The organism is Myxacorys sp. (assembly GCF_059501405.1).
Map to the genome: position 1 here is coordinate 47,239 of NZ_JCACCM010000191.1, position 16,661 is coordinate 63,899.

Genomic DNA, 16,661 nt, shown 5'->3' on the forward strand with positions numbered 1-16,661 from the left:
ACTCTTGTTATTGCTCGAATTGGTCGATGTACTCCCAGATTCATTTTGCGGGATTACTGTAAAAATAGGCGCTTCCTTCTATGCTTTCATGACTTATTCTCTAAGAATTGCTGATATTCCCGAAAGCGAACGACCCCGCGAGCGACTGATCGCTCAAGGTGCAAAAACTCTCTCTACGGCTGAGCTAATTGCAATTTTACTGGGAACGGGTCAAGGACCTGGAAAACTTTCGGCAGTAGGGTTGGGGCAATACATTTTGCAAGAATTAAGTCAGCATCAGCGCGATCCGTTGGGGGTGTTGCGCGATGTCAATATCCAAGAATTAACGAAAGTTCCGGGCGTTGGGCCAGCAAAAGCAACGACAATTTTGGCAGCGATCGAGCTTGGCAAACGAGTCTATCAATCGCGTCCACCCGAAAAAACGGTGATTGACGATCCACAAGTTGCCGCTGCTGCTCTCAGTGGTGAATTGATGTGGCAAGCTCAAGAACGGTTTGCGGTGCTGTTACTCGATGTGAAAAACAAGCTGATTGGGACGCAGGTAATTACGATCGGTACAGCAACCGAAACTCTGGCACATCCCAGAGAGATCTTTCGAGAAATCATTCGCCAAGGTGCAACACGAGCCGTTGTAGAATCCAGAAGCAAACACTAAAAATATATTTTTTATATCCCATTACCCTCTAAGAGATAGAGAAGAGTGCAAAAACCCGTCATAACCGTCATTAACAAGGGTTTCAGCCGTCATAAGTCCGTCACAAGTCCATCACTGCTTCCATCACTATTCGTCATTCTTCGTCATTCTGTCCGTCACTATGAATCAGCTACCCGATACTGATGGATACTGCCGTGTTTCGACTTTGAAACAAATCACGCACGGGCACGGACTAGAACGATACAAAGAGGATCTAGAAGATTGTGGCATTCCTCGCGATCGCATCTTCAGCGATGTTGAATCTGGTTCGCGTGACGATCGCGAGGGATATAACACCGTCCTAGAGCGCGTGAGGCAAGGAATCACTAAGAAAGTCATAGTCCCCTGCTTCGATCGCTTCACCCGCTCTACGCTGCACTGGGAGCAAGTGATGGAAGAGTTTGCGCTATATGAAGCTGAACTGCATTTCACTTCTGGCGGTGCGATCGATTTCATCACGCCTGACGGCAGAAAAGCGGCACGCCAACAAGCGGTAGACGCAGCATGGTGGCGAGAGAAAAACCAATATGCTGCTAAGCAAGGCTGGGCACGCCGCCGCCGCAAAAAGAAAGCGTCTAGTCCACCGTTTGGCTACAAAGTTGAAAACGATGTGTATGTCGTGAACCGAGATGTTTACCCACCTCAGCCAGACAAGACTTACTTCGACGTTGCTCGCGAAATTATCGAAACCTACCTTACGGAGGGGAGTATTCGGAACACATGCCATTTGATGATTCAACGCTATGGAGTGGAGCGCTACGGATCTGGGTGGTGGGAGGACTTCCCGCGCGATCGCATGAAGTTAGATAAATGGTTAAAAAGTCCAACTGTTCGCGGTCATCTTGCCTACTTTGGGAACCGCGGCAAGCCCCAAGAAATTGCTCAATACAACAACCATGAGGCGATCATCGATTCGGACGAAGCACAAAGAATAGATCAGCTGCTCAAAATGAGGGCATCTGGTATCAGTCCATCCTCTGCCGTGCAATACCCCCTCAGTGGCTTAATTTATTGTCAGTGCGGCGCTAAAACCTCAATTAGCGGCAGAAAGCACCGTAGGCGCTATTACTGCGATGATATCTATGCTCCGGCAGGTTCGCGAACCTGCACTTTGAAAGGCGGATTGCTATCGGTTGATGCTGAGCAGTTTGCGATCGCGGCAATTTGCCAACGGGCAGCCCAAGAAATCGCCACTCGAATCGAGCGATCGCAAACACCAACCGTTTCTCAGGACACTCCAGAGTTATTAGCATTACGTCGCAAATTGGCAATGCTAGGCGACGATCCGGATTTTGCTGCCGCAATCCCTGGCATTCAGCAAAAGATTATAGATTTAGAAGCAAAACAGCGATCCGAATCGACTAGTCAGATCCAACGCAGAGAAGATCTCGTCAACGTTGGGTCTGATCCTGAATTCTTTTCAAGTTTGTCGGTTGAAAAACGACGGTTTATCTACACCCAACTTATAAACCGTGTCGTCAAGGCAGGCGACACGGTTCTATTCGTAGAGTTTCTAGGCGACTTGGGAACTGTCCGATTTGACGATCGCGAGTAACCGAACCACTTCAGAACTCGGAACCACATTGTTTGACTTTGCAAGGCGTTCTAGTTCAGCGATCGCGTCTGCCTGCCGTTGCTTCATCTGCTTCCATTGCGCCATGTCTTGCGAGATCGATTGCCAGGTTACAGGCTTACTCATGCCCGTCGCCTCCCCTCAGCGAAGTTCAGAACTTTTTTCTCATCACAAGAAAGTCTGTGGATCGCTTCAATTCGATCTGTGTCTGTTACTTCACTAAACACCGCCGATACAACCTCCTCAATGCAATTTGTTGCAATCCCTTCACGGATAATTTCAACTACATCGCTGACGACTTCTTCGTTGAAGTCGGACTCGGGTTTCCCTGTTATTGGTCGCGGGATGCCAACATCATCGCTAGTACGAAACCTGAGTCCGACAAAGTGAGCACCCTTGCTATCCCTCTCTTTCTTTGCCTCAGCATGTCCAAGCTGCCCAACACAAAGGTCACTAAGCAGTCGACTAAAGCGTTGTAAGCTGACTGGCTTTGTCCCTACAGCGTTGCTGTAAGCGATGTAGCTAGGATAGAGGAGGGTTTCGCTCCCCTCCCAATAAGTACGGGTCGTCCTTGTCGCTCCATCGTCAGGGCTCTCCGAAAATGTGTACTTGACCGCATTTCCAACATAAGTCTTACTGTCAGCATCAAAAACACAACGACTATCTAGCCACGCAGCCAAAGGATTTGATTCTACGATTGACTCCAATCGCGACGCGTTCAAGCTCGGAACTGAAACGTCCGTGTTCTTGATTAAATCGAACATTTGCTGATCAGGCATGTCCAACACCCAATTAACGAGTCCTGGAAGAAATTCCGCAAACTCACCACTTACCCCATTGCGTCCGATGCTAATTAGATCTCGCTGCAACTCTTTCGCGATTTGATTTTCAAATGGAATACTCAACCTTCTGCGGGTAAAACCAGTTGTATAGTCAGCAGATTGGATCGGCTCGTTGCAGGCGATCAATACCATCGCGTTTGGCATAAAGCCTTCTGATTTCTGCTGAATCCTTTTCTCTTCGAGGCGCAGAGCATCCTGTCCCGTAAGAGCTTTTAGTATCGATACGCTACCCCCGTAGCGCTCTGAGTCGGTGATGACCACAAGCCGTTTTCCATAAATCCCAGCCGTCTCAAAACGATTGCCTTCAAGCTGCTTGAGTTCAGTCACGAAGCAATTTCTGAATCCTATCAACGCTTGTGCGAGTCGGATATAAGTAGATTTTCCCGTCCCCCCTTTACCAACACACTCGATGAATCTTTGCAAATCGGCACGTCCACAAAGAATCGCTTTCAGATAGGCTCTCAGTAATTCGACGATTTTTTCGTCTCCATTTTGACTTTCGCGCAACCAATCAATAATCGGTTCGCACGTCGCGCCAGGAACGTAACTGTAAGGTAGTTGCCAGGTCAAGCGATGGTCGGGGGAATGATTTGAGAACTCTCTTGTTGAAAGACGAAGAATTCCGTTTTGGAACGGCAAAAGATCCGAATCCAGTTCCTTGCTCCAATTCCTGCAAGCTAAAGAGCTAGACATTAAGCTGTAGACAGACTTGACGTAATCAGCGCTGTATTCGCAGTCCAACCCGTTAGAATTCAATTCATCTTTAATCAACTGCTCAACAAACTCTCTAGATTCAGACGACCATACGCCTTGAGTCTCGGTCCCATAACGATAAAAGCAAGTGCGATCGGGGTTCCACGAAAGAGTTTTCTGATAGAACTGCGACAAAACGCTGTCAACAACCCCAGCTTTAGGTGTTATTGGTTTTCCAGTTTTGTTGTCAAATTCGATCGGGATATAAGGGCGACTTTCCGACTTCGCCTCTTGCTGCCTGCGTTCCTGCTCAGCCTCCCTCTCTTGTTGCGCCTGCTTTGCTTGCTGTTTACGGCGATCGTAATCCGCCTGCTCTTTGAATTGCTTCAACAACCTGTTTAGCGGCTGCCTTCCTAATCCAGGAATCTCGCTAAGTTTGGCAATTAACAACCTTGCTTCAAGGTCATCGATTTTCGTAGCTGCAATCTCAATCAGGATTTTGGCGATCGCGGTTATATCTTTGCCATCGGTTGGGACGCATCGATCCGCCGCCAATATCAAAATCCTGTTCCAAGGCAAAGATAACGCTTCTTCTAGTTCAATTGCTAATCCAAGGGATTTCAATTTGGCGATCACGCCTTGCAGTTCTTGGTCACTACCACTAGAGGGAGGCTTGTCGCTTGTAGATGACTTTTCACTTGAACCAGCATCACGATCGCGATGCTGCTTGGCTTTGTTGCGATACGCATCTCGCGTCCATTGCGGAAAAGTCCACCCAAACTCATCCTTTGCCGTGTTAATCAGGCTTCCGATCTTCCACGTCCCCTTGGAGGAACGAACCACCTGAGCGACATTCCATCCGCATTGTCTCGACGGAGAATGGCTCTCCATCATGCTGATTGCGGCGGCTTCTCCATAGTGATTCTTCAAGCAAGCAGCAATTTTGCGGTAAAGCTGGTAACTATTACCACCCTTAGATCGCGGCGGAATGAAGCTCAGAATCTCATTAACAAGGCGAGTAGTAATCTCTTCATCGTGTTCGCTGTCGCCTTTCTCAGCCATTTGCTTGAGCCATGCAGCGCGATCGCGTTCGATTCGCTGATCTAAATCTGGGTCATTTAGTGCAATAGCTGGATCAACGGTTGTATTGCCATTTTTCTGCTTGTTACGTTGCGTAACCCATTGACTCCAGCGGTTATCGCTCAAACCGTTCGGGAATGCTCCGGTGGCATCTAAACGTGCCTCAAAATCATTCGGTGAGTAAATCTCGTCAGAAACAAATTCAACCGTGATTTCTTTTGGTTCAAGAAGCCCGAAGTCGTCTGATTTGCGCCGAGGAATCCCAGCAAGCCTCATCGCCCTAGCCGGATTCACGATGTTGTGATCCGCAGACTGGAGAATGCAAAGCTTACGAGAGAGCCGCCGCCAATCAGTCTGACTAACCCCTTCACTCAGCCGGAAATAAACGTGAAGAGATTTGCCGCCTGTAAATACAACAACACAAGGAACCAGACCAGTGTTGGCTTTTAGCCGCTCCAAGGCTTCCCATTGCTCATTCAGTGGCAGATCATCAATCTCGTAGAAAACGAGGTCGGTAGTTTTGATGTGAGCGTTTGAGATGCCGCCAGAGGGCTTGTTGGGATAGAAGTAGACCGTTGCTCCTTCGCTTCCTAGCTGTCGGAAGTGATCGAAGTTGTATGTCTCTCCTGAGGGCTTCCAAATGGAATTCCCGTCTTTGTCTTCGCCCTTCCATTGGCATTTCTGAACGGAGATTCCGTCAACAGTTACTTTTCCCATGAAGACGTAGTTGACAGGCGTTTCCCCATCCTGCTTCATCGCCCACCAGTCAGGCTTGAGAGATGCTTCATGGTCAAAAGACACCTTGATACAAATCTCACTGTCGGAAACAAAACCTAAATGCTGTAGTTGAATTTTGCCGACAGTAGCGGGGTCGCTTGATTCGAGAGTTTGAGCGTCATTAAGTGCTTGAGTTGCGGCCATATTCATAGCACACCCCCATCCACCACTCGCTCGATCGCCGAATAAATCGCCTCTGGATCGCGCTTTCGTCCAATCAGTCCGATCGCTCGATAAGCCTCATCTCTCGTTAACTGGATGCCTGCGGACCAATCGCTGTGCCGGATGTAGTAGCGATCGACTGCAAGTGCGAGGCGTTCAGGAACACGATCGACAATCAAATCTGGGTTCGGCTCTGTGAAGATCCCTAACTGGTCGCCTTCTGTGTAGGTGCTAGAGTTTCTAGTGCAATTAGTTGTGAATAAAGGAGAGTAGTTCATTAAAACTCACCTCTTTTCAATTCATTGACGCGGTCTTGAAAGTCGAGTTCTAGATCCTGTTGTCGGCTTCGTTCGGGCGTCCATCGCTGCTTTGTGCGCTCTACACACCTAATTTCCCTAAATCTACGGTAAGCGTGTCGGGTTTTCGTGTTATGCTTGAGAAGCAGAAAAGCTTGATTGGGTTGCCTTTTTTCGACTACCCTAAGGTGCGGGTAGAAACCAAAATTTTCCATTTTGTTCGCTCGTTAACTGAATTAATTTGACTAGGGCTCCTGCCAGGGAGCCTTATTTTTTGCCTTTTGGTGAGACTCAAAAAGAGAACTACAGACCCCATATCTGGGGGCAATAATCGCTAGAGGAACGATCATCTCGAAACACAAAAAGCTAAACTTAGTCTCATGCCTGTCTCATTTTCAGGATAATTGCATTTTTTGCTAATTTCGCAGAAAGATTTTTTTCGCCGTATCCCTTGCGGCATGAGTTTTCTGGCTACGACAAAATAAAAGGCTTTTTGCCTATTGTTCCGCTTTCTTCTTTCTGCCTTGCCGACTGGTTACAAAACGACCAGCAACCGACTGCTCTAAGCGAAAATTATTTTCGATTTTGAAGGCTGTGAGTCTCTCCCTCGCCCTAACCATTCGGTTGTAGTATTTCTTGCGAAACACGTCGTTGCGCTCCGCAAGCTGGATCGCGCGATCAGTAAATGCCGCTGTTACCGGGAAGGAATCGCGATCAAAAGGGTTGCTTAGCGCCAACAACGCTCTGTTCTGACTTTGCATCAGTTTACGTATGGATACCGCCGTTTCCGTTTTGGACTTATCAGGTTTCAACAGGATCGCAGAATCGAAAGTCAGCACGTCCTCAAGAAATAGAATCTTGAATAAGTCAAACTTTGACACAGACAAAATTCCAGGCGGGAAATCGAGTTGCTTCAGAAGCTCGATCGTTGCTAACCAAAAGTCAGCATTTGCCTCTACCAATGACTTGATATCTCTAGGAATTGAAACAGGCTTGTGTTTTGAATTCCAATCTTTCTGGATGATGCGCATTAACACAAAACGCTTAAGTGCCATCAGTCCGATTAACTGTGGTGGAGCGCCAGAAAAAGAAAAGATCGAATGTTCTACTGCATCAAGCTGCAAGAGCGTTTCCTCCCACTCAATCGTCTCAGGAAGTTCAATATAAGAGTGACCAACAATATCAATCCGCATATTGTTAGACGTTGCCAAACTCGCCCCATCGCTTACGCTCGGAAGTAGCGCTCTTACAAGCGGGCGATATTTACTCGCGTTCTGCTGCCCTGCCAACTGCCCCACATTCGGGGTAGAGGTCTCGATTGCCCGTTCAATGTTGGATTTAGCGCTCATAATTCATCTCCTTCCGGTTCGGAGGCGCGATCTATTGAGAGCGGAGAGAAACGACAAATTGACGTAGCAATGCCGATCGACTAGTGCCGCGTTCACGTGCTAACCGATTAAGCAGTTGTCTGTCTAATGGTGTGACGCGCATGGAGATATACACATCTAGTGTCTCTTCACGAGAGACAGCCTTGTTCAAGAAAAGCTCTTTACTATCCATAGCGTTAAGTACAGCTGTATTGATACGAGGTTATTGTGACACATCTTCAACGAAAGTCAACCTCAAGCGATCGCTTGAAATCCTTACCCTGTCTGGGTTTCTGCTGCTTATAGTTGTAAGCAGCTTATGATTAGGATTACTAGCTGAATCTCTCTCTGTGAAGAGGTTCCAGCCGTTCCGCGCTTAGCAAGATCGCGTTCATTTCTTCATTCAAGCGATCGCTTGAGTTTGACTTTTGCATTTGTTTGTGCTTCAAGTTCACAAACAATATCTATCTTTAGAGGTAGAAGCGTTATTGGGCGCGATCGTCCGGCTTCTTGGGAACCCTTCAAGACCGCAGATGCCTTGGCGGAATATTGTCAGCGAACTTGAGTCCTTTTGGCGCGATCGCCAAACCATACTGGAGCTCCCCACCTGCAAAGAATTGCATTGTCTTGAGGTGGGAGAATTGTTGCGCGATCTCTCGATTTAATTCAAGCAGGTTTCTAGCCTGCGCTGCATCTTTGCAAAAAATGAGCAGAGTGCGATCAATAACCGAGATACTTTCAACATCTCTAAGCACGGAAACAGTATTTTTGCGACGACGCTTCGGCGCGATCGCACAGTTGCTTGAACGCAGGTTGAGGATTAACATTGGGATAGTTTAATAAATTTGTTTGGCGCATTCCTGTTACAGCAGGAATGCGCTTTTTGCTGCGAAGGGAACACTGCAAAGTTTGCACGAGTAGGGACTGTTAGCGAATCCTGGGAGGGTTCTTACTGCGGAGCCTCTTCATTCCGCTTCACGCTATCAGAAGGGCGATCGCCATCAGATTTCGCTTTCTTTTTCGAGCGACGCTTATCAGTCTTTTGTTCTTCAGATTCTTGTTGACGAGGGGCAGATTCTAAAGATTGAGCTTCGAGCCTAGCGTAATAGATATCAATTTCTCTGTCGAAGTCTTCCCAGAAAGCGTCATTCATATCCCTGAACCGTCCCATGTTTCTAGGTTGTCAAAGTCTGGATGGATGGCGCGGGCAGATGCATCTTCCATTCGGTGTTTTTCTTGTTGCTCATTTTGATGCTTGGGCATCTTAGACTGTAGCGATCTCTTTACTGACTCCCCTAATGATCATCCTTATCATTGCCACTAGATTCGCGCTCCTTCTCCTTGGCTTGAGCGGCTTCGGCTTCTAATCTTTTACGCTCGTCTCTGCAAGCATCTTTCAGCACTTGTAGCCAGTCTGTAGGCTCAGCTTCGCTCTCTTTAGGCTTGCTGTTTTTCTTGTTGCTCATTTTTTCTATTGATGATTGCTTACTTTATTAGTGAGAGATTTTGAACCGTAGCGATCGCTTTACTTGCTTCCCTGGTGATCACCTTCATCATTAGATGTCCGCTCTTTTCCAGCTTGAGCCTCTAGTTTTTTCTGATGACGAATGGCAACATCTTCCAAAACTTGCAGCCAATCTCTAGATGGATCGTGTTTATCGCTTTGTCTCTTAGTCATGGGGATTCAACCTCTTCTGCCACATTGGTTGGATTGGATGCGCGATCGATCTGCTGATCGTATCTACGCTGCCATTCTTCGGAAGTTGGTTCTCTGCCTGTCCGTCGCTTGAATGTTTCGGCATCTTGTTCACCTTTGACAAAACTGGCGCGAGCAGTCACATCTTTCATAACTTGCAGCCAGTCCTTGGGCGGTTCGTCGTTTTGCTTCTTGCTCATTTTTCTCGTTGCTCATTTTTAATTTGATGGCGGGAGATTTTGAACCATAGCGATCGCTTTACTTATTCCTTTGGCGATCATCCTCGTCATCACTAGAGGAGCGCTTTTCCTTCTCCGATTGCTCTCTTAGTTTTTCGCGAGCAATTATGTCTTCCATAACTTGTAACCAGTCTTTAGGCGGCTCTTGTTTTTCGCTCTGTTGCTTCTTAGTCATGGCGATTTAGCCTCAATTCTTTGCGCCGCAGGAATCCATTCAATGATTTCTCCTGGCTGGATTTCGTAGGCTGTACAAATCTTGTCCAACACATCAGCATTGGGAATTCTGTCGGAGTTGTTCACCAGGTCGTAAGCAGTACTTTGGGCAACGCCTACGTCCTTCCGAAAGCGATACACGCTGATACCGCGTTTCTCTATAAATGCCTTGATTGTGTTCTTCACTGTCATGCCCCCAATTTACATTTGTTTTGCATGAGTCGATATTACTCATTTATGAGTAGTACGACAAGTCGATATTACTTATCTTTCGTTGCATTGTTTATCAGAAATCAGTATTACTCAACTATAGACACTACCGATTTGTCGGACTATATTGAGGGTATCGAAGCGAAACGGCAGATTCAACCGCAAAGGGCAATCACAGCCATACCTGGCACGTTTCGCCAAACTGCTTACAACTCAATCCCTACAACTGTTTGAGAGTTAAAAATGAACATTGCAGCCGAAAAAGCATCTCCTGCCATTAGCCAGTCATGCCGATTCATGCCAATTGGGGCAGATATCGGCAACGGGGCATTGAAACTCGTTTCGTCCACTGGTGAAACTCGCCTAGAGTCTTACGTTTACTATCTTCCAAGCCGTTCCACAGATGCCCCAAAAGGCTATGTAGAGTACCTCTCAGGTACTCGCGAAGACTTAGCGAGTAAGCAATGGATGACCGGAGTGAACGCCTATTACTCCAGTCCTTCTGCAATTCGTCGTGTGACGGACTCCAAAGCGGGCAAAGTCGAATTAGGGTTGCAGTTGCTTCTAGGGGCACTGTCCGAGCAGCATGCTCGCGATCACTGGGAGCTAGGCGTCGTGGTTAGCGTTCACGATGGGAAAGCACTGGGCAATGGAATCAAGCAGGCGCTAGAAGGAATTCACCTGGTCAGAATGCAGGGCAGGCAATCTCAAGTGACCATCAAAGTTTTGCAAGTTCTAGAGGAAGGCACGGGTGCGATCGTTCACTACAAGAACAAGGTCGATACCACTAATGCCATTCTGTATGACCTTGGCAACGGAACGCTGATCGTTTCCAGTTTCAACGGCTTGCAGTTAACCAGCCGCAACTACTCGCAGAATGGCGGCGTTGAAAAGTTGATTGATGCGATCGCGACGAACGAGCAGGTCAGAACCAAGTTACTGAAGCAAGGTCAACCTCACCTCATCCGCCGTGGCATTGAAGATCGGACGTTTCGCTATGGCACTCAGTATGCGGATTGGTCGTTTGCAGAGGCTTACAAAGCGGAGCTACCCCGATGGGTGAACGAAGTCTTAGCCCCAATGGTTCGGCCCACGGAAGACCGTAAAGAGGCGGCGACAGCATTGATTGCCGTCGGAGGAGGCGCTTGCTTGCCGGGGATTGCCACGCTTCTGTCGAAGCGCGATATCAGTGTCTTGGATGAGCCACAGTGGGCTAACGCTCGCGGATTGTATGCCGTCGCCATTCGGAAAACGGCACAGGTGGAGGGTTGATCGATGCGCGTCACAATTGCAAAAAACCATCACGAGAAAGTGACTCAATTAGCCTCTGAGCTTGGCAGTGCCGACGATCCGAAAGTTGCAGTTAATTTCATCATCAATCTGTGGGCGCAAGGGCAATTAGGAGTACCAAAACCCCGGACAAGTCAACAGCCAACGCTATCGGTACAAGAGGACGAATTCGCCGCGATCGCGGATTGGTCGGAATAGCTCACCCATTTTGGAAAATCATCTAATGCCGAAAACCTATGACGCGATCGTTGCGTTCTACGGGAAAGCCTGGAAGACGCTCCCCTTGTTCAATTTGGCGATGGTTTGCGGCAATGTATCAACGAGCATTGCAACCGGTTCACCGATTGAGCTTTCCCACTTTGATGGGTATATGAACCGCAAAAAACAGATTCAGCCGGACGATCGACTTGATGCCGCTAACGCTCTCTGCGAACTGTCGCAAGCTTTGCTCGATCGGGCTGAAAACATGCCACAAGACCAATTAGCGGAACTCGATCGTCAGCAAAAAATGATTCATGGAGCAATGAACGACTGATAAATCGCCACCCTAGTTACGCGAAAGCCAGCCCCCGACTCTCACATCTGAAGCTGGCTCTATCCCACAAACAACCACTAAATCATTCGAGGATTCTTTAATTATGCGGCTTTCAACCGATAAACTACAGCCCGCCCGCTTCCAGGTGGAGCGCAAAACCTTCGACGCCTTTCACGAGTCTCTTCAGACGAAACACCGATGGAACCGCAGACTGACCCAACTGGTAGGCGTTCTAGGTGTCGTGGTGCTGGCAAGAGCAATTGTCTGGTTTGCCTGGGTTCCGTTGCCAACTCCGCCTAACACCTCACCCACCGTAGACCGTCCTCCGATCGCGAACCCGAACGGAACGAGGCAGTTGGACTTCAGCGCCGATCCCAACAATCCACCAAAGGGGTGTGCAGGGTGTTCTGGTAGTGGGACTCGGCTACTCGGAGGGCAGCAGTGATGGCGTACATCTACTTGCTTCACTTTGAGAAGCAAATCCATCCCGCTCACCCCTGTCAGCACTACATTGGCGCTACGAACTGTCTCTCAGAGCGCATTGAGAACCATCTCACCGGAATGTCAAGAGTTGCCCTGATTAATGCGGCTCATCACCGCCGCATCAAATTCTCGGTGGTGCGAGTGTGGCAAGGCAACTGGCAGCTAGAGAAGCACTTTAAGCGGCTCAAGAACGGGCGTAAGTTCTGCCCTACTTGCAACCCGTTGAAGCAATGGGATTTGTACCGTCTGAACTCTGCAATCAAGGTTCCCGAACTAACCGGACTGCGGCTTAAGGAGAAGTTGCTGTTTCCGGTTGGAGGACAGAACTAATGTCGAACATTTTCTCAAACCGCATTGTTTGTCTCTGGGAAGAAGGCAAGGAGAGACCCGAAATCCTGGCAGACATCGAACGCTACTTCGGCGCTCAGCACTGCGGTTTAGCCGAACAGATTCTCGACAAGCTTGAAGAAAAATTCACTCAATACCAGGAACAGGAAATGTCTAAGTCACTTGGATACTTTGGCGCGAATTACGAGAACCCCGCGATCGCGCAGTTTGCACAACAGTTTGAGCAAGGAAACAACGACTGTTCCTTGTCTCATGTCGATCAGGCTGCCGTGTGTGCGGTGCTTTCTTGCTACGGTTTCGATGCTCAGTCAGGACAGAACGCAGGATTCTGGCAATGTGTCGAGTCCGCGCTAGGGGATTACGGGGAAGAAGGCAGCGAGTTGCATCAAGCGATTAACGCTCTATCTGCGATCAAACCGGATGACGTGTGGGCTGTGATTTCGTGGCTAGTGCAGTGATGACCACCGAGGAAGTATTGCAACTCTCCACGCCAGAAAGGGCCATCTTTGCGATCGACTTGATGAATGAACTGTTCGAGCTTGAAGACTGCTACTCGGCTCTGAATTTTTCCCGGTTCATGAATTCTGTCACTGAGGAGGTTTCGACAGAGTTCGAGTGTCAGACTTGCACGGACAAATTAACGCTTGAGCAAAAGCGTGATCGACTAACCAAACTGCTTTCTTCACTGCATTTCGACGCTCATAGTTAAGGAGGTTTCAACAATGCTGACGAATCGACAGAAACGGCAATTACAACGTAACAAAGTAAACATCGGAATCGGAATTGTTGCCCTCATTGCAACCGTGGCATCGATTCCAAACATGGCTCAGAACGCCCAACAGATGGGAACGTTGCGAGAAAAGATGAATGCTCAAACGGCTGAGCAGATGGACATTCTAGCTTCTGAGGATGACAAGACAGAGAAAGAAAAGATTGCCGATGCCCGATATGAGCGAGGTTGCATTTTTGTGGTGGCGCTTTCGGATAAAACCAAGCTTGCCAACATTCAAGAAGGGCGACCCGTTCTAGACGGTGTGACTAAGTTTCCTCTAGCGGCTGGATCCGTTGTCTGTGATGACTCTGGCAATACTGCCGAGATTATCAAGGGAAAGCCTCCAACGGCGTCAAAGCTGGCTTTCACAGGCAATCAGGAGATTGTTCAGAAGGCACTCGATCGCGCTCGTGGCAACGGCTTGAAGCGGTCTAACTCTCACCAATCCACCCAGAACTAACGAAGGAGCTTCTCACATGGGATTACGTGGAAATTCAACCTCAACCAAATCTCAAGCCCAGTCCACCGGATGGACTGCTCACAATCAACCTTCACCCGGTAGCGACTACTACGGCCATTCAGAAGGGAAGGCAACGATTCAGATTTTCCTTAAAGGGTTGTACGTGCTGGCAATTTGCGCTGGGCTTTACTTTGCCTATCTCAACATCAATCCGTATGTTCAGATTGTGAGAGGGCTGCTTGCCCAAACTGACCTTGGAGGCTTTGGGCAGTTTATCGCCCGGATTCCCCTAGTCGGAGCCGTAGCAGGCGCGCTCGGAGAGTCCTCGACCTGGATCTTTGGGTTCGTGTTGTGGGGATTGCTGCAAGCGATCGAACTGTTCCCGCTTGTGGTAGGCAAGGATAAAGCCTTGATGCGGACAGCTTTAGAGGCTCATGACACGTCCCACAAGTTCAGAGTGAATGAGAAAGATGATCCGGTTGCTGCCAGTCTCAAGGTTGCCTACAACAAGCTACCGCTTGGCATTCTGCGAAACATGGGAAAGTTCCGCATCGCCGCTTACATCATTGACCTGATCATTTGCTTCACGGTCTATCCACCTTGTGATGGTGGGTTTCTCAAGTTCTTGCTTTACCTATCCACAGGCGCTTTCAGTCGCTTGAACTGGTCAAACATTGTCCTCTCGGTGGTCACCCTGTTCGCGGTTGAAATCATTGTGGAACTACTATTCGGGATTGGAGCGCTGATCTTCTACTATCGCAAGTCACGCCAAAGCTAATCAATCACAAAGGGCAGTGCTTTCGACACTGCCCATACCCCTTTCATCCGTTGTAGCCAGACTCTGAGGCTTAGATAAATCATGTCAAGTTTCTCGATTGAACGTCAACACAAAGCCCCGATCGAGTGGAAAGAGACCGCTTGGAAGTCGGTAGACAAAGACTCCTACATGATCGACACTGCGATCGCGTTGTTTGCGGGTCTAGGGGTCAGCGCGATCGCGTCTCCGATTGCAGGAGGTGCGATCGCAGCTTTCATGATCAAACGCATCTTCGACAAAGAGAATCAGAAAATCAAGGCTCAAGACTGCATCCGTGAGTATGGGTTGGTTGCACCGTTTCTGAATGGGGATGAGTTTCTGAACTTTGCATCGCAAGCGGGATCGGATGCTGTCATTGCTGAATTGCAGTTCGCCCATGAGCGGGGATTAAATCTCAGTGATGCTGCATGGGATTACCTCGACGGGTACAACGAATTGATGGCACTCCCACAGGCAGAGCGGGAAGGATGGGCCGTCATGCCCGCTCTGCCTGATGAGCCAGCTAAAGCAATCGGTGAGCCAACAAGACTAGGCGCGGTTGCAGTGCAGGCATCACCCGTCGAGAAATGCACCACTGCATTTGAGGCGTTGCTTGCAAGTCCATTCACGAGTCGCGCCATCTTCGGCGCACAGAGAACCGGGAAATCTTACCTTGCTGCCTGTGCATCATTGGAATTAGCGAAACGCGGAATCAGTGTCTTTCACATCAATCTGATGAGCTATGGCGATGAGGATTCCCAGTACTGGCAACATGCAAAGCGATCGGTACGGTGTGATTTGCCGTCGCTGTCTGTGCGAGATGGAGTGCCATTCATAAAGCAAGCAATGGAGGTTCTCAAGGCATTCATCGATACCCCAAACAGCTTGTTAATCGTTGATGAGTGGGCTTACATTGGCGCAACCGCCACGCCGCATCGAGATTCCCTCGAACCGCTTCTGAATGCTCTAGCCAGCCAGATTGCGAGTCTCAGCAGTGCAGGCATCAAACGGCAACGAGGACTCTGGGTGATTGCGCCTGAGTTCGTAGCGGGTGGACTCGTGCCCAATGGCAAGACGGCTAAAAAGCTGCAACTGGTCTACGCCACGATTCACCCAGATCGCACGCTCGATTGGAACGGGAATCATATCGGGTTTAGTGGCGAATTGTTTGATCAGGTGAAGAACAACTTTCCGATCGATCTACCTGCATCGCTGATGGAATTGCCGAACTGCGATCGCATCGTTTACATCAATCGGGAATGGATGCCCGTAGGAGAGTTGCCTTCACTCCCAAAGTGGGTTGAAGCTCAGCCGACCGTGCCGACCGATCCACGGGCACAACTTGAGAAAGCTTGGGTATCGTTCGACGATTCAGGGCATGAAGCGATCGCGCCTGCTGTTGAGACTGACCCTGCAATCGAACTGATCCAGAATGAGCCAAATGAGGAAAAGCGAGAAGCTTTAATGATTGGCTATCAATGGGCAAAAGGACGGATTACAGACGGGAAAGAAGTCTCTCGTGAAGCATTCTTGAATCGCGCTAAGAACGAGCGCAAGTGTGAGCATCTTAGAGAGAAGCGTAATGAAATTTGGAACGAGCTAGAAGCGTTGATTAGTTAACATTAAATTGCTCTGTGGCATTCGGTAGCGTAACGGGTAACGTGACGACAGATGAGGGAAGTAACGCTCGGTAACAACGTTAATGCGACGTTACAGCGTTACATTACTGACGTTACTGGTAACGTTACCGGAAAGCGTTACTGTAGTCGTTTGAGAATTAGAATCCTCTATAAAACTTCCCTCAAACTATTAGGAAATAATCATAAAGCGGCTTAAAATATGATTAGAAATGAGACAATTATTGAGCGGTATAATGCTCAACAAGCCAACTGTCAAATTGCTGCAAGAACTTAAAGCCAAATTGCACAAAGTAGCGATCGCGGTCTGCTTTTCCTCGCTGAAATTACAAGGCTTTGTCGAAGGGGTTGATTACGCGATTGATTCAGAAGGGAGGGCTTGTTTCACCCCAAAAGCCTATTTGTTTCTTGGTCAATTGCTCGACCCTGAAATCCTGCGGCAGATGCAGGCTGAGTACCAGTTCAAGTTTCTCCGCTCAACCAAATAAGAGTTAGAAA

Annotated in this window: 25 protein-coding genes; 13 read left to right on the forward strand and 12 right to left on the reverse strand. The window is 48.5% G+C overall.

The window, feature by feature from the left end; translation table 11 throughout:
• Positions 1 to 88: 88 nt before the first annotated feature.
• On the forward strand, positions 89 to 655 hold the full coding sequence (gene radC / locus AC5I6P_RS27195) for a RadC family protein (protein WP_495696904.1): 567 nt from the start codon (positions 89 to 91) through the stop codon (positions 653 to 655).
• Positions 656 to 815: 160 nt separating this feature from the next.
• On the forward strand, positions 816 to 2,249 hold the full coding sequence (locus tag AC5I6P_RS27200) for a recombinase family protein (protein WP_495696905.1): 1,434 nt from the start codon (positions 816 to 818) through the stop codon (positions 2,247 to 2,249).
• Here the strand turns inward: AC5I6P_RS27200 and AC5I6P_RS27205 are convergent.
• From AC5I6P_RS27205 to AC5I6P_RS27225, 5 genes are all read right to left on the reverse strand, one after another.
• Entirely contained in the window at positions 2,208 to 2,393 is a 186-nt protein-coding gene (locus AC5I6P_RS27205; protein WP_495696906.1) for a hypothetical protein, read from the reverse strand. The genes AC5I6P_RS27200 and AC5I6P_RS27205 overlap by 42 nt on opposite strands.
• Entirely contained in the window at positions 2,390 to 5,809 is a 3,420-nt protein-coding gene (locus AC5I6P_RS27210; RefSeq protein ID WP_495696907.1) for a DNA primase family protein, read from the reverse strand. Before AC5I6P_RS27210 ends, AC5I6P_RS27205 begins: the two co-directional genes overlap by 4 nt.
• Positions 5,806 to 6,099, reverse strand: a complete 294-nt coding sequence (locus tag AC5I6P_RS27215; RefSeq protein ID WP_495696908.1) for a hypothetical protein — start codon at positions 6,097 to 6,099, stop codon at positions 5,806 to 5,808. Before AC5I6P_RS27215 ends, AC5I6P_RS27210 begins: the two co-directional genes overlap by 4 nt.
• 515 nt (positions 6,100 to 6,614) lie before the next feature.
• Positions 6,615 to 7,466 (reverse strand): hypothetical protein, encoded by an 852-nt coding sequence (locus AC5I6P_RS27220; RefSeq protein ID WP_495696909.1) that lies wholly within the window; start codon positions 7,464 to 7,466, stop codon positions 6,615 to 6,617.
• 31 nt (positions 7,467 to 7,497) lie between these two features.
• Positions 7,498 to 7,677: a hypothetical protein gene (locus AC5I6P_RS27225; protein WP_495696910.1), complete on the reverse strand. Its 180-nt coding sequence runs from the start codon at positions 7,675 to 7,677 to the stop codon at positions 7,498 to 7,500.
• Between the two features lie 235 nt (positions 7,678 to 7,912).
• Between AC5I6P_RS27225 and AC5I6P_RS27230 the strand changes: the two genes are divergently transcribed.
• Positions 7,913 to 8,149, forward strand: a complete 237-nt coding sequence (locus AC5I6P_RS27230; RefSeq protein ID WP_495696911.1) for a hypothetical protein — start codon at positions 7,913 to 7,915, stop codon at positions 8,147 to 8,149.
• Positions 8,150 to 8,231: 82 nt separating this feature from the next.
• Here the strand turns inward: AC5I6P_RS27230 and AC5I6P_RS27235 are convergent, their stop codons facing one another.
• The 7 genes from AC5I6P_RS27235 to AC5I6P_RS27265 all read right to left on the reverse strand — a co-directional run bounded on the left by AC5I6P_RS27235 (position 8,232) and on the right by AC5I6P_RS27265 (position 9,818).
• Positions 8,232 to 8,390, reverse strand: coding sequence for a hypothetical protein (locus AC5I6P_RS27235; protein WP_495696912.1), 159 nt, complete (start codon positions 8,388 to 8,390; stop codon positions 8,232 to 8,234).
• 43 nt (positions 8,391 to 8,433) lie between these two features.
• Positions 8,434 to 8,637, reverse strand: coding sequence for a hypothetical protein (locus AC5I6P_RS27240; protein ID WP_495696913.1), 204 nt, complete (start codon positions 8,635 to 8,637; stop codon positions 8,434 to 8,436).
• Positions 8,638 to 8,779: 142 nt separating this feature from the next.
• On the reverse strand, positions 8,780 to 8,950 hold the full coding sequence (locus AC5I6P_RS27245) for a hypothetical protein (protein ID WP_495696914.1): 171 nt from the start codon (positions 8,948 to 8,950) through the stop codon (positions 8,780 to 8,782).
• 59 nt (positions 8,951 to 9,009) lie between these two features.
• Positions 9,010 to 9,162 carry a hypothetical protein gene (locus tag AC5I6P_RS27250; RefSeq protein ID WP_495696915.1) on the reverse strand — a complete coding sequence of 51 codons (153 nt, stop codon included), beginning with the start codon at positions 9,160 to 9,162 and terminating at the stop codon, positions 9,010 to 9,012.
• Positions 9,159 to 9,380 carry a hypothetical protein gene (locus AC5I6P_RS27255; RefSeq protein WP_495696916.1) on the reverse strand — a complete coding sequence of 74 codons (222 nt, stop codon included), beginning with the start codon at positions 9,378 to 9,380 and terminating at the stop codon, positions 9,159 to 9,161. The genes AC5I6P_RS27250 and AC5I6P_RS27255 overlap by 4 nt, the downstream gene beginning before the upstream one ends.
• Before the next feature lie 58 nt (positions 9,381 to 9,438).
• On the reverse strand, positions 9,439 to 9,594 hold the full coding sequence (locus tag AC5I6P_RS27260) for a hypothetical protein (protein ID WP_495696917.1): 156 nt from the start codon (positions 9,592 to 9,594) through the stop codon (positions 9,439 to 9,441).
• On the reverse strand, positions 9,591 to 9,818 hold the full coding sequence (locus tag AC5I6P_RS27265; RefSeq protein ID WP_495696918.1) for a helix-turn-helix domain-containing protein: 228 nt from the start codon (positions 9,816 to 9,818) through the stop codon (positions 9,591 to 9,593). Before AC5I6P_RS27265 ends, AC5I6P_RS27260 begins: the two co-directional genes overlap by 4 nt.
• Positions 9,819 to 10,085: 267 nt before the next feature.
• Here AC5I6P_RS27265 and AC5I6P_RS27270 point away from each other — a divergent pair, with 267 nt between their 5' ends.
• The 10 genes from AC5I6P_RS27270 (at position 10,086) to AC5I6P_RS27315 (ending at position 16,651) form a co-directional block, all read left to right on the forward strand.
• A complete protein-coding gene (locus AC5I6P_RS27270) occupies positions 10,086 to 11,114 on the forward strand; it encodes a ParM/StbA family protein (RefSeq protein WP_495696919.1) in 1,029 nt (342 codons plus the stop codon).
• 3 nt (positions 11,115 to 11,117) lie between these two features.
• Positions 11,118 to 11,330 carry a hypothetical protein gene (locus AC5I6P_RS27275; protein WP_495696920.1) on the forward strand — a complete coding sequence of 71 codons (213 nt, stop codon included), beginning with the start codon at positions 11,118 to 11,120 and terminating at the stop codon, positions 11,328 to 11,330.
• A 25-nt stretch (positions 11,331 to 11,355) separates the two neighbouring features.
• Positions 11,356 to 11,667 (forward strand): hypothetical protein, encoded by a 312-nt coding sequence (locus AC5I6P_RS27280; RefSeq protein ID WP_495696921.1) that lies wholly within the window; start codon positions 11,356 to 11,358, stop codon positions 11,665 to 11,667.
• 103 nt (positions 11,668 to 11,770) lie between these two features.
• Positions 11,771 to 12,112 (forward strand): hypothetical protein, encoded by a 342-nt coding sequence (locus AC5I6P_RS27285; protein ID WP_495696922.1) that lies wholly within the window; start codon positions 11,771 to 11,773, stop codon positions 12,110 to 12,112.
• Positions 12,112 to 12,480, forward strand: a complete 369-nt coding sequence (locus AC5I6P_RS27290; RefSeq protein WP_495696923.1) for a hypothetical protein — start codon at positions 12,112 to 12,114, stop codon at positions 12,478 to 12,480. Before AC5I6P_RS27285 ends, AC5I6P_RS27290 begins: the two co-directional genes overlap by 1 nt.
• The gene (locus AC5I6P_RS27295; protein ID WP_495696924.1) at positions 12,480 to 12,956 is read left to right on the forward strand and encodes a hypothetical protein; all 477 of its coding nucleotides are present in this window, start codon (positions 12,480 to 12,482) and stop codon (positions 12,954 to 12,956) included. Before AC5I6P_RS27290 ends, AC5I6P_RS27295 begins: the two co-directional genes overlap by 1 nt.
• Positions 12,957 to 13,220: 264 nt before the next feature.
• Entirely contained in the window at positions 13,221 to 13,730 is a 510-nt protein-coding gene (locus AC5I6P_RS27300) for a hypothetical protein (protein WP_495696925.1), read from the forward strand.
• Between the two features lie 16 nt (positions 13,731 to 13,746).
• The gene (locus tag AC5I6P_RS27305) at positions 13,747 to 14,508 is read left to right on the forward strand and encodes a hypothetical protein (RefSeq protein ID WP_495696926.1); all 762 of its coding nucleotides are present in this window, start codon (positions 13,747 to 13,749) and stop codon (positions 14,506 to 14,508) included.
• 81 nt (positions 14,509 to 14,589) lie between these two features.
• On the forward strand, positions 14,590 to 16,146 hold the full coding sequence (locus AC5I6P_RS27310) for an ATP-binding protein (protein ID WP_495696927.1): 1,557 nt from the start codon (positions 14,590 to 14,592) through the stop codon (positions 16,144 to 16,146).
• A gap of 253 nt (positions 16,147 to 16,399) precedes the next feature.
• Complete coding sequence (locus tag AC5I6P_RS27315; protein ID WP_495696928.1) at positions 16,400 to 16,651, forward strand: hypothetical protein; 252 nt, start codon at positions 16,400 to 16,402, stop codon at positions 16,649 to 16,651.
• The last annotated feature ends 10 nt before the right edge of the window (positions 16,652 to 16,661 follow it).

Bases quoted from the DNA above. Each gene is read 5' to 3' on its own strand.
- AC5I6P_RS27290 (WP_495696923.1), top strand. From the start codon at position 12,112: ATGGCGTACATCTACTTGCTTCACTTTGAGAAGCAAATCCATCCCGCT.
- AC5I6P_RS27300 (WP_495696925.1), top strand. From the start codon at position 13,221: ATGCTGACGAATCGACAGAAACGGCAATTACAACGTAACAAAGTAAAC.
- AC5I6P_RS27215 (WP_495696908.1), bottom strand. From the start codon at position 6,099: ATGAACTACTCTCCTTTATTCACAACTAATTGCACTAGAAACTCTAGC.
- AC5I6P_RS27240 (WP_495696913.1), bottom strand. From the start codon at position 8,637: ATGAATGACGCTTTCTGGGAAGACTTCGACAGAGAAATTGATATCTAT.
- AC5I6P_RS27225 (WP_495696910.1), bottom strand. From the start codon at position 7,677: ATGGATAGTAAAGAGCTTTTCTTGAACAAGGCTGTCTCTCGTGAAGAG.
- AC5I6P_RS27275 (WP_495696920.1), top strand. From the start codon at position 11,118: ATGCGCGTCACAATTGCAAAAAACCATCACGAGAAAGTGACTCAATTA.
- AC5I6P_RS27315 (WP_495696928.1), top strand. From the start codon at position 16,400: ATGCTCAACAAGCCAACTGTCAAATTGCTGCAAGAACTTAAAGCCAAA.
- AC5I6P_RS27245 (WP_495696914.1), bottom strand. From the start codon at position 8,950: ATGAGCAACAAGAAAAACAGCAAGCCTAAAGAGAGCGAAGCTGAGCCT.
- AC5I6P_RS27250 (WP_495696915.1), bottom strand. From the start codon at position 9,162: ATGACTAAGAGACAAAGCGATAAACACGATCCATCTAGAGATTGGCTG.
- AC5I6P_RS27210 (WP_495696907.1), bottom strand. From the start codon at position 5,809: ATGAATATGGCCGCAACTCAAGCACTTAATGACGCTCAAACTCTCGAA.
- AC5I6P_RS27270 (WP_495696919.1), top strand. From the start codon at position 10,086: ATGAACATTGCAGCCGAAAAAGCATCTCCTGCCATTAGCCAGTCATGC.
- AC5I6P_RS27280 (WP_495696921.1), top strand. From the start codon at position 11,356: ATGCCGAAAACCTATGACGCGATCGTTGCGTTCTACGGGAAAGCCTGG.
- AC5I6P_RS27285 (WP_495696922.1), top strand. From the start codon at position 11,771: ATGCGGCTTTCAACCGATAAACTACAGCCCGCCCGCTTCCAGGTGGAG.
- AC5I6P_RS27260 (WP_495696917.1), bottom strand. From the start codon at position 9,594: ATGACTAAGAAGCAACAGAGCGAAAAACAAGAGCCGCCTAAAGACTGG.
- AC5I6P_RS27295 (WP_495696924.1), top strand. From the start codon at position 12,480: ATGTCGAACATTTTCTCAAACCGCATTGTTTGTCTCTGGGAAGAAGGC.
- AC5I6P_RS27200 (WP_495696905.1), top strand. From the start codon at position 816: ATGAATCAGCTACCCGATACTGATGGATACTGCCGTGTTTCGACTTTG.
- AC5I6P_RS27255 (WP_495696916.1), bottom strand. From the start codon at position 9,380: ATGAGCAAGAAGCAAAACGACGAACCGCCCAAGGACTGGCTGCAAGTT.
- AC5I6P_RS27220 (WP_495696909.1), bottom strand. From the start codon at position 7,466: ATGAGCGCTAAATCCAACATTGAACGGGCAATCGAGACCTCTACCCCG.
- AC5I6P_RS27205 (WP_495696906.1), bottom strand. From the start codon at position 2,393: ATGAGTAAGCCTGTAACCTGGCAATCGATCTCGCAAGACATGGCGCAA.
- AC5I6P_RS27305 (WP_495696926.1), top strand. From the start codon at position 13,747: ATGGGATTACGTGGAAATTCAACCTCAACCAAATCTCAAGCCCAGTCC.
- radC (WP_495696904.1), top strand. From the start codon at position 89: ATGACTTATTCTCTAAGAATTGCTGATATTCCCGAAAGCGAACGACCC.
- AC5I6P_RS27310 (WP_495696927.1), top strand. From the start codon at position 14,590: ATGTCAAGTTTCTCGATTGAACGTCAACACAAAGCCCCGATCGAGTGG.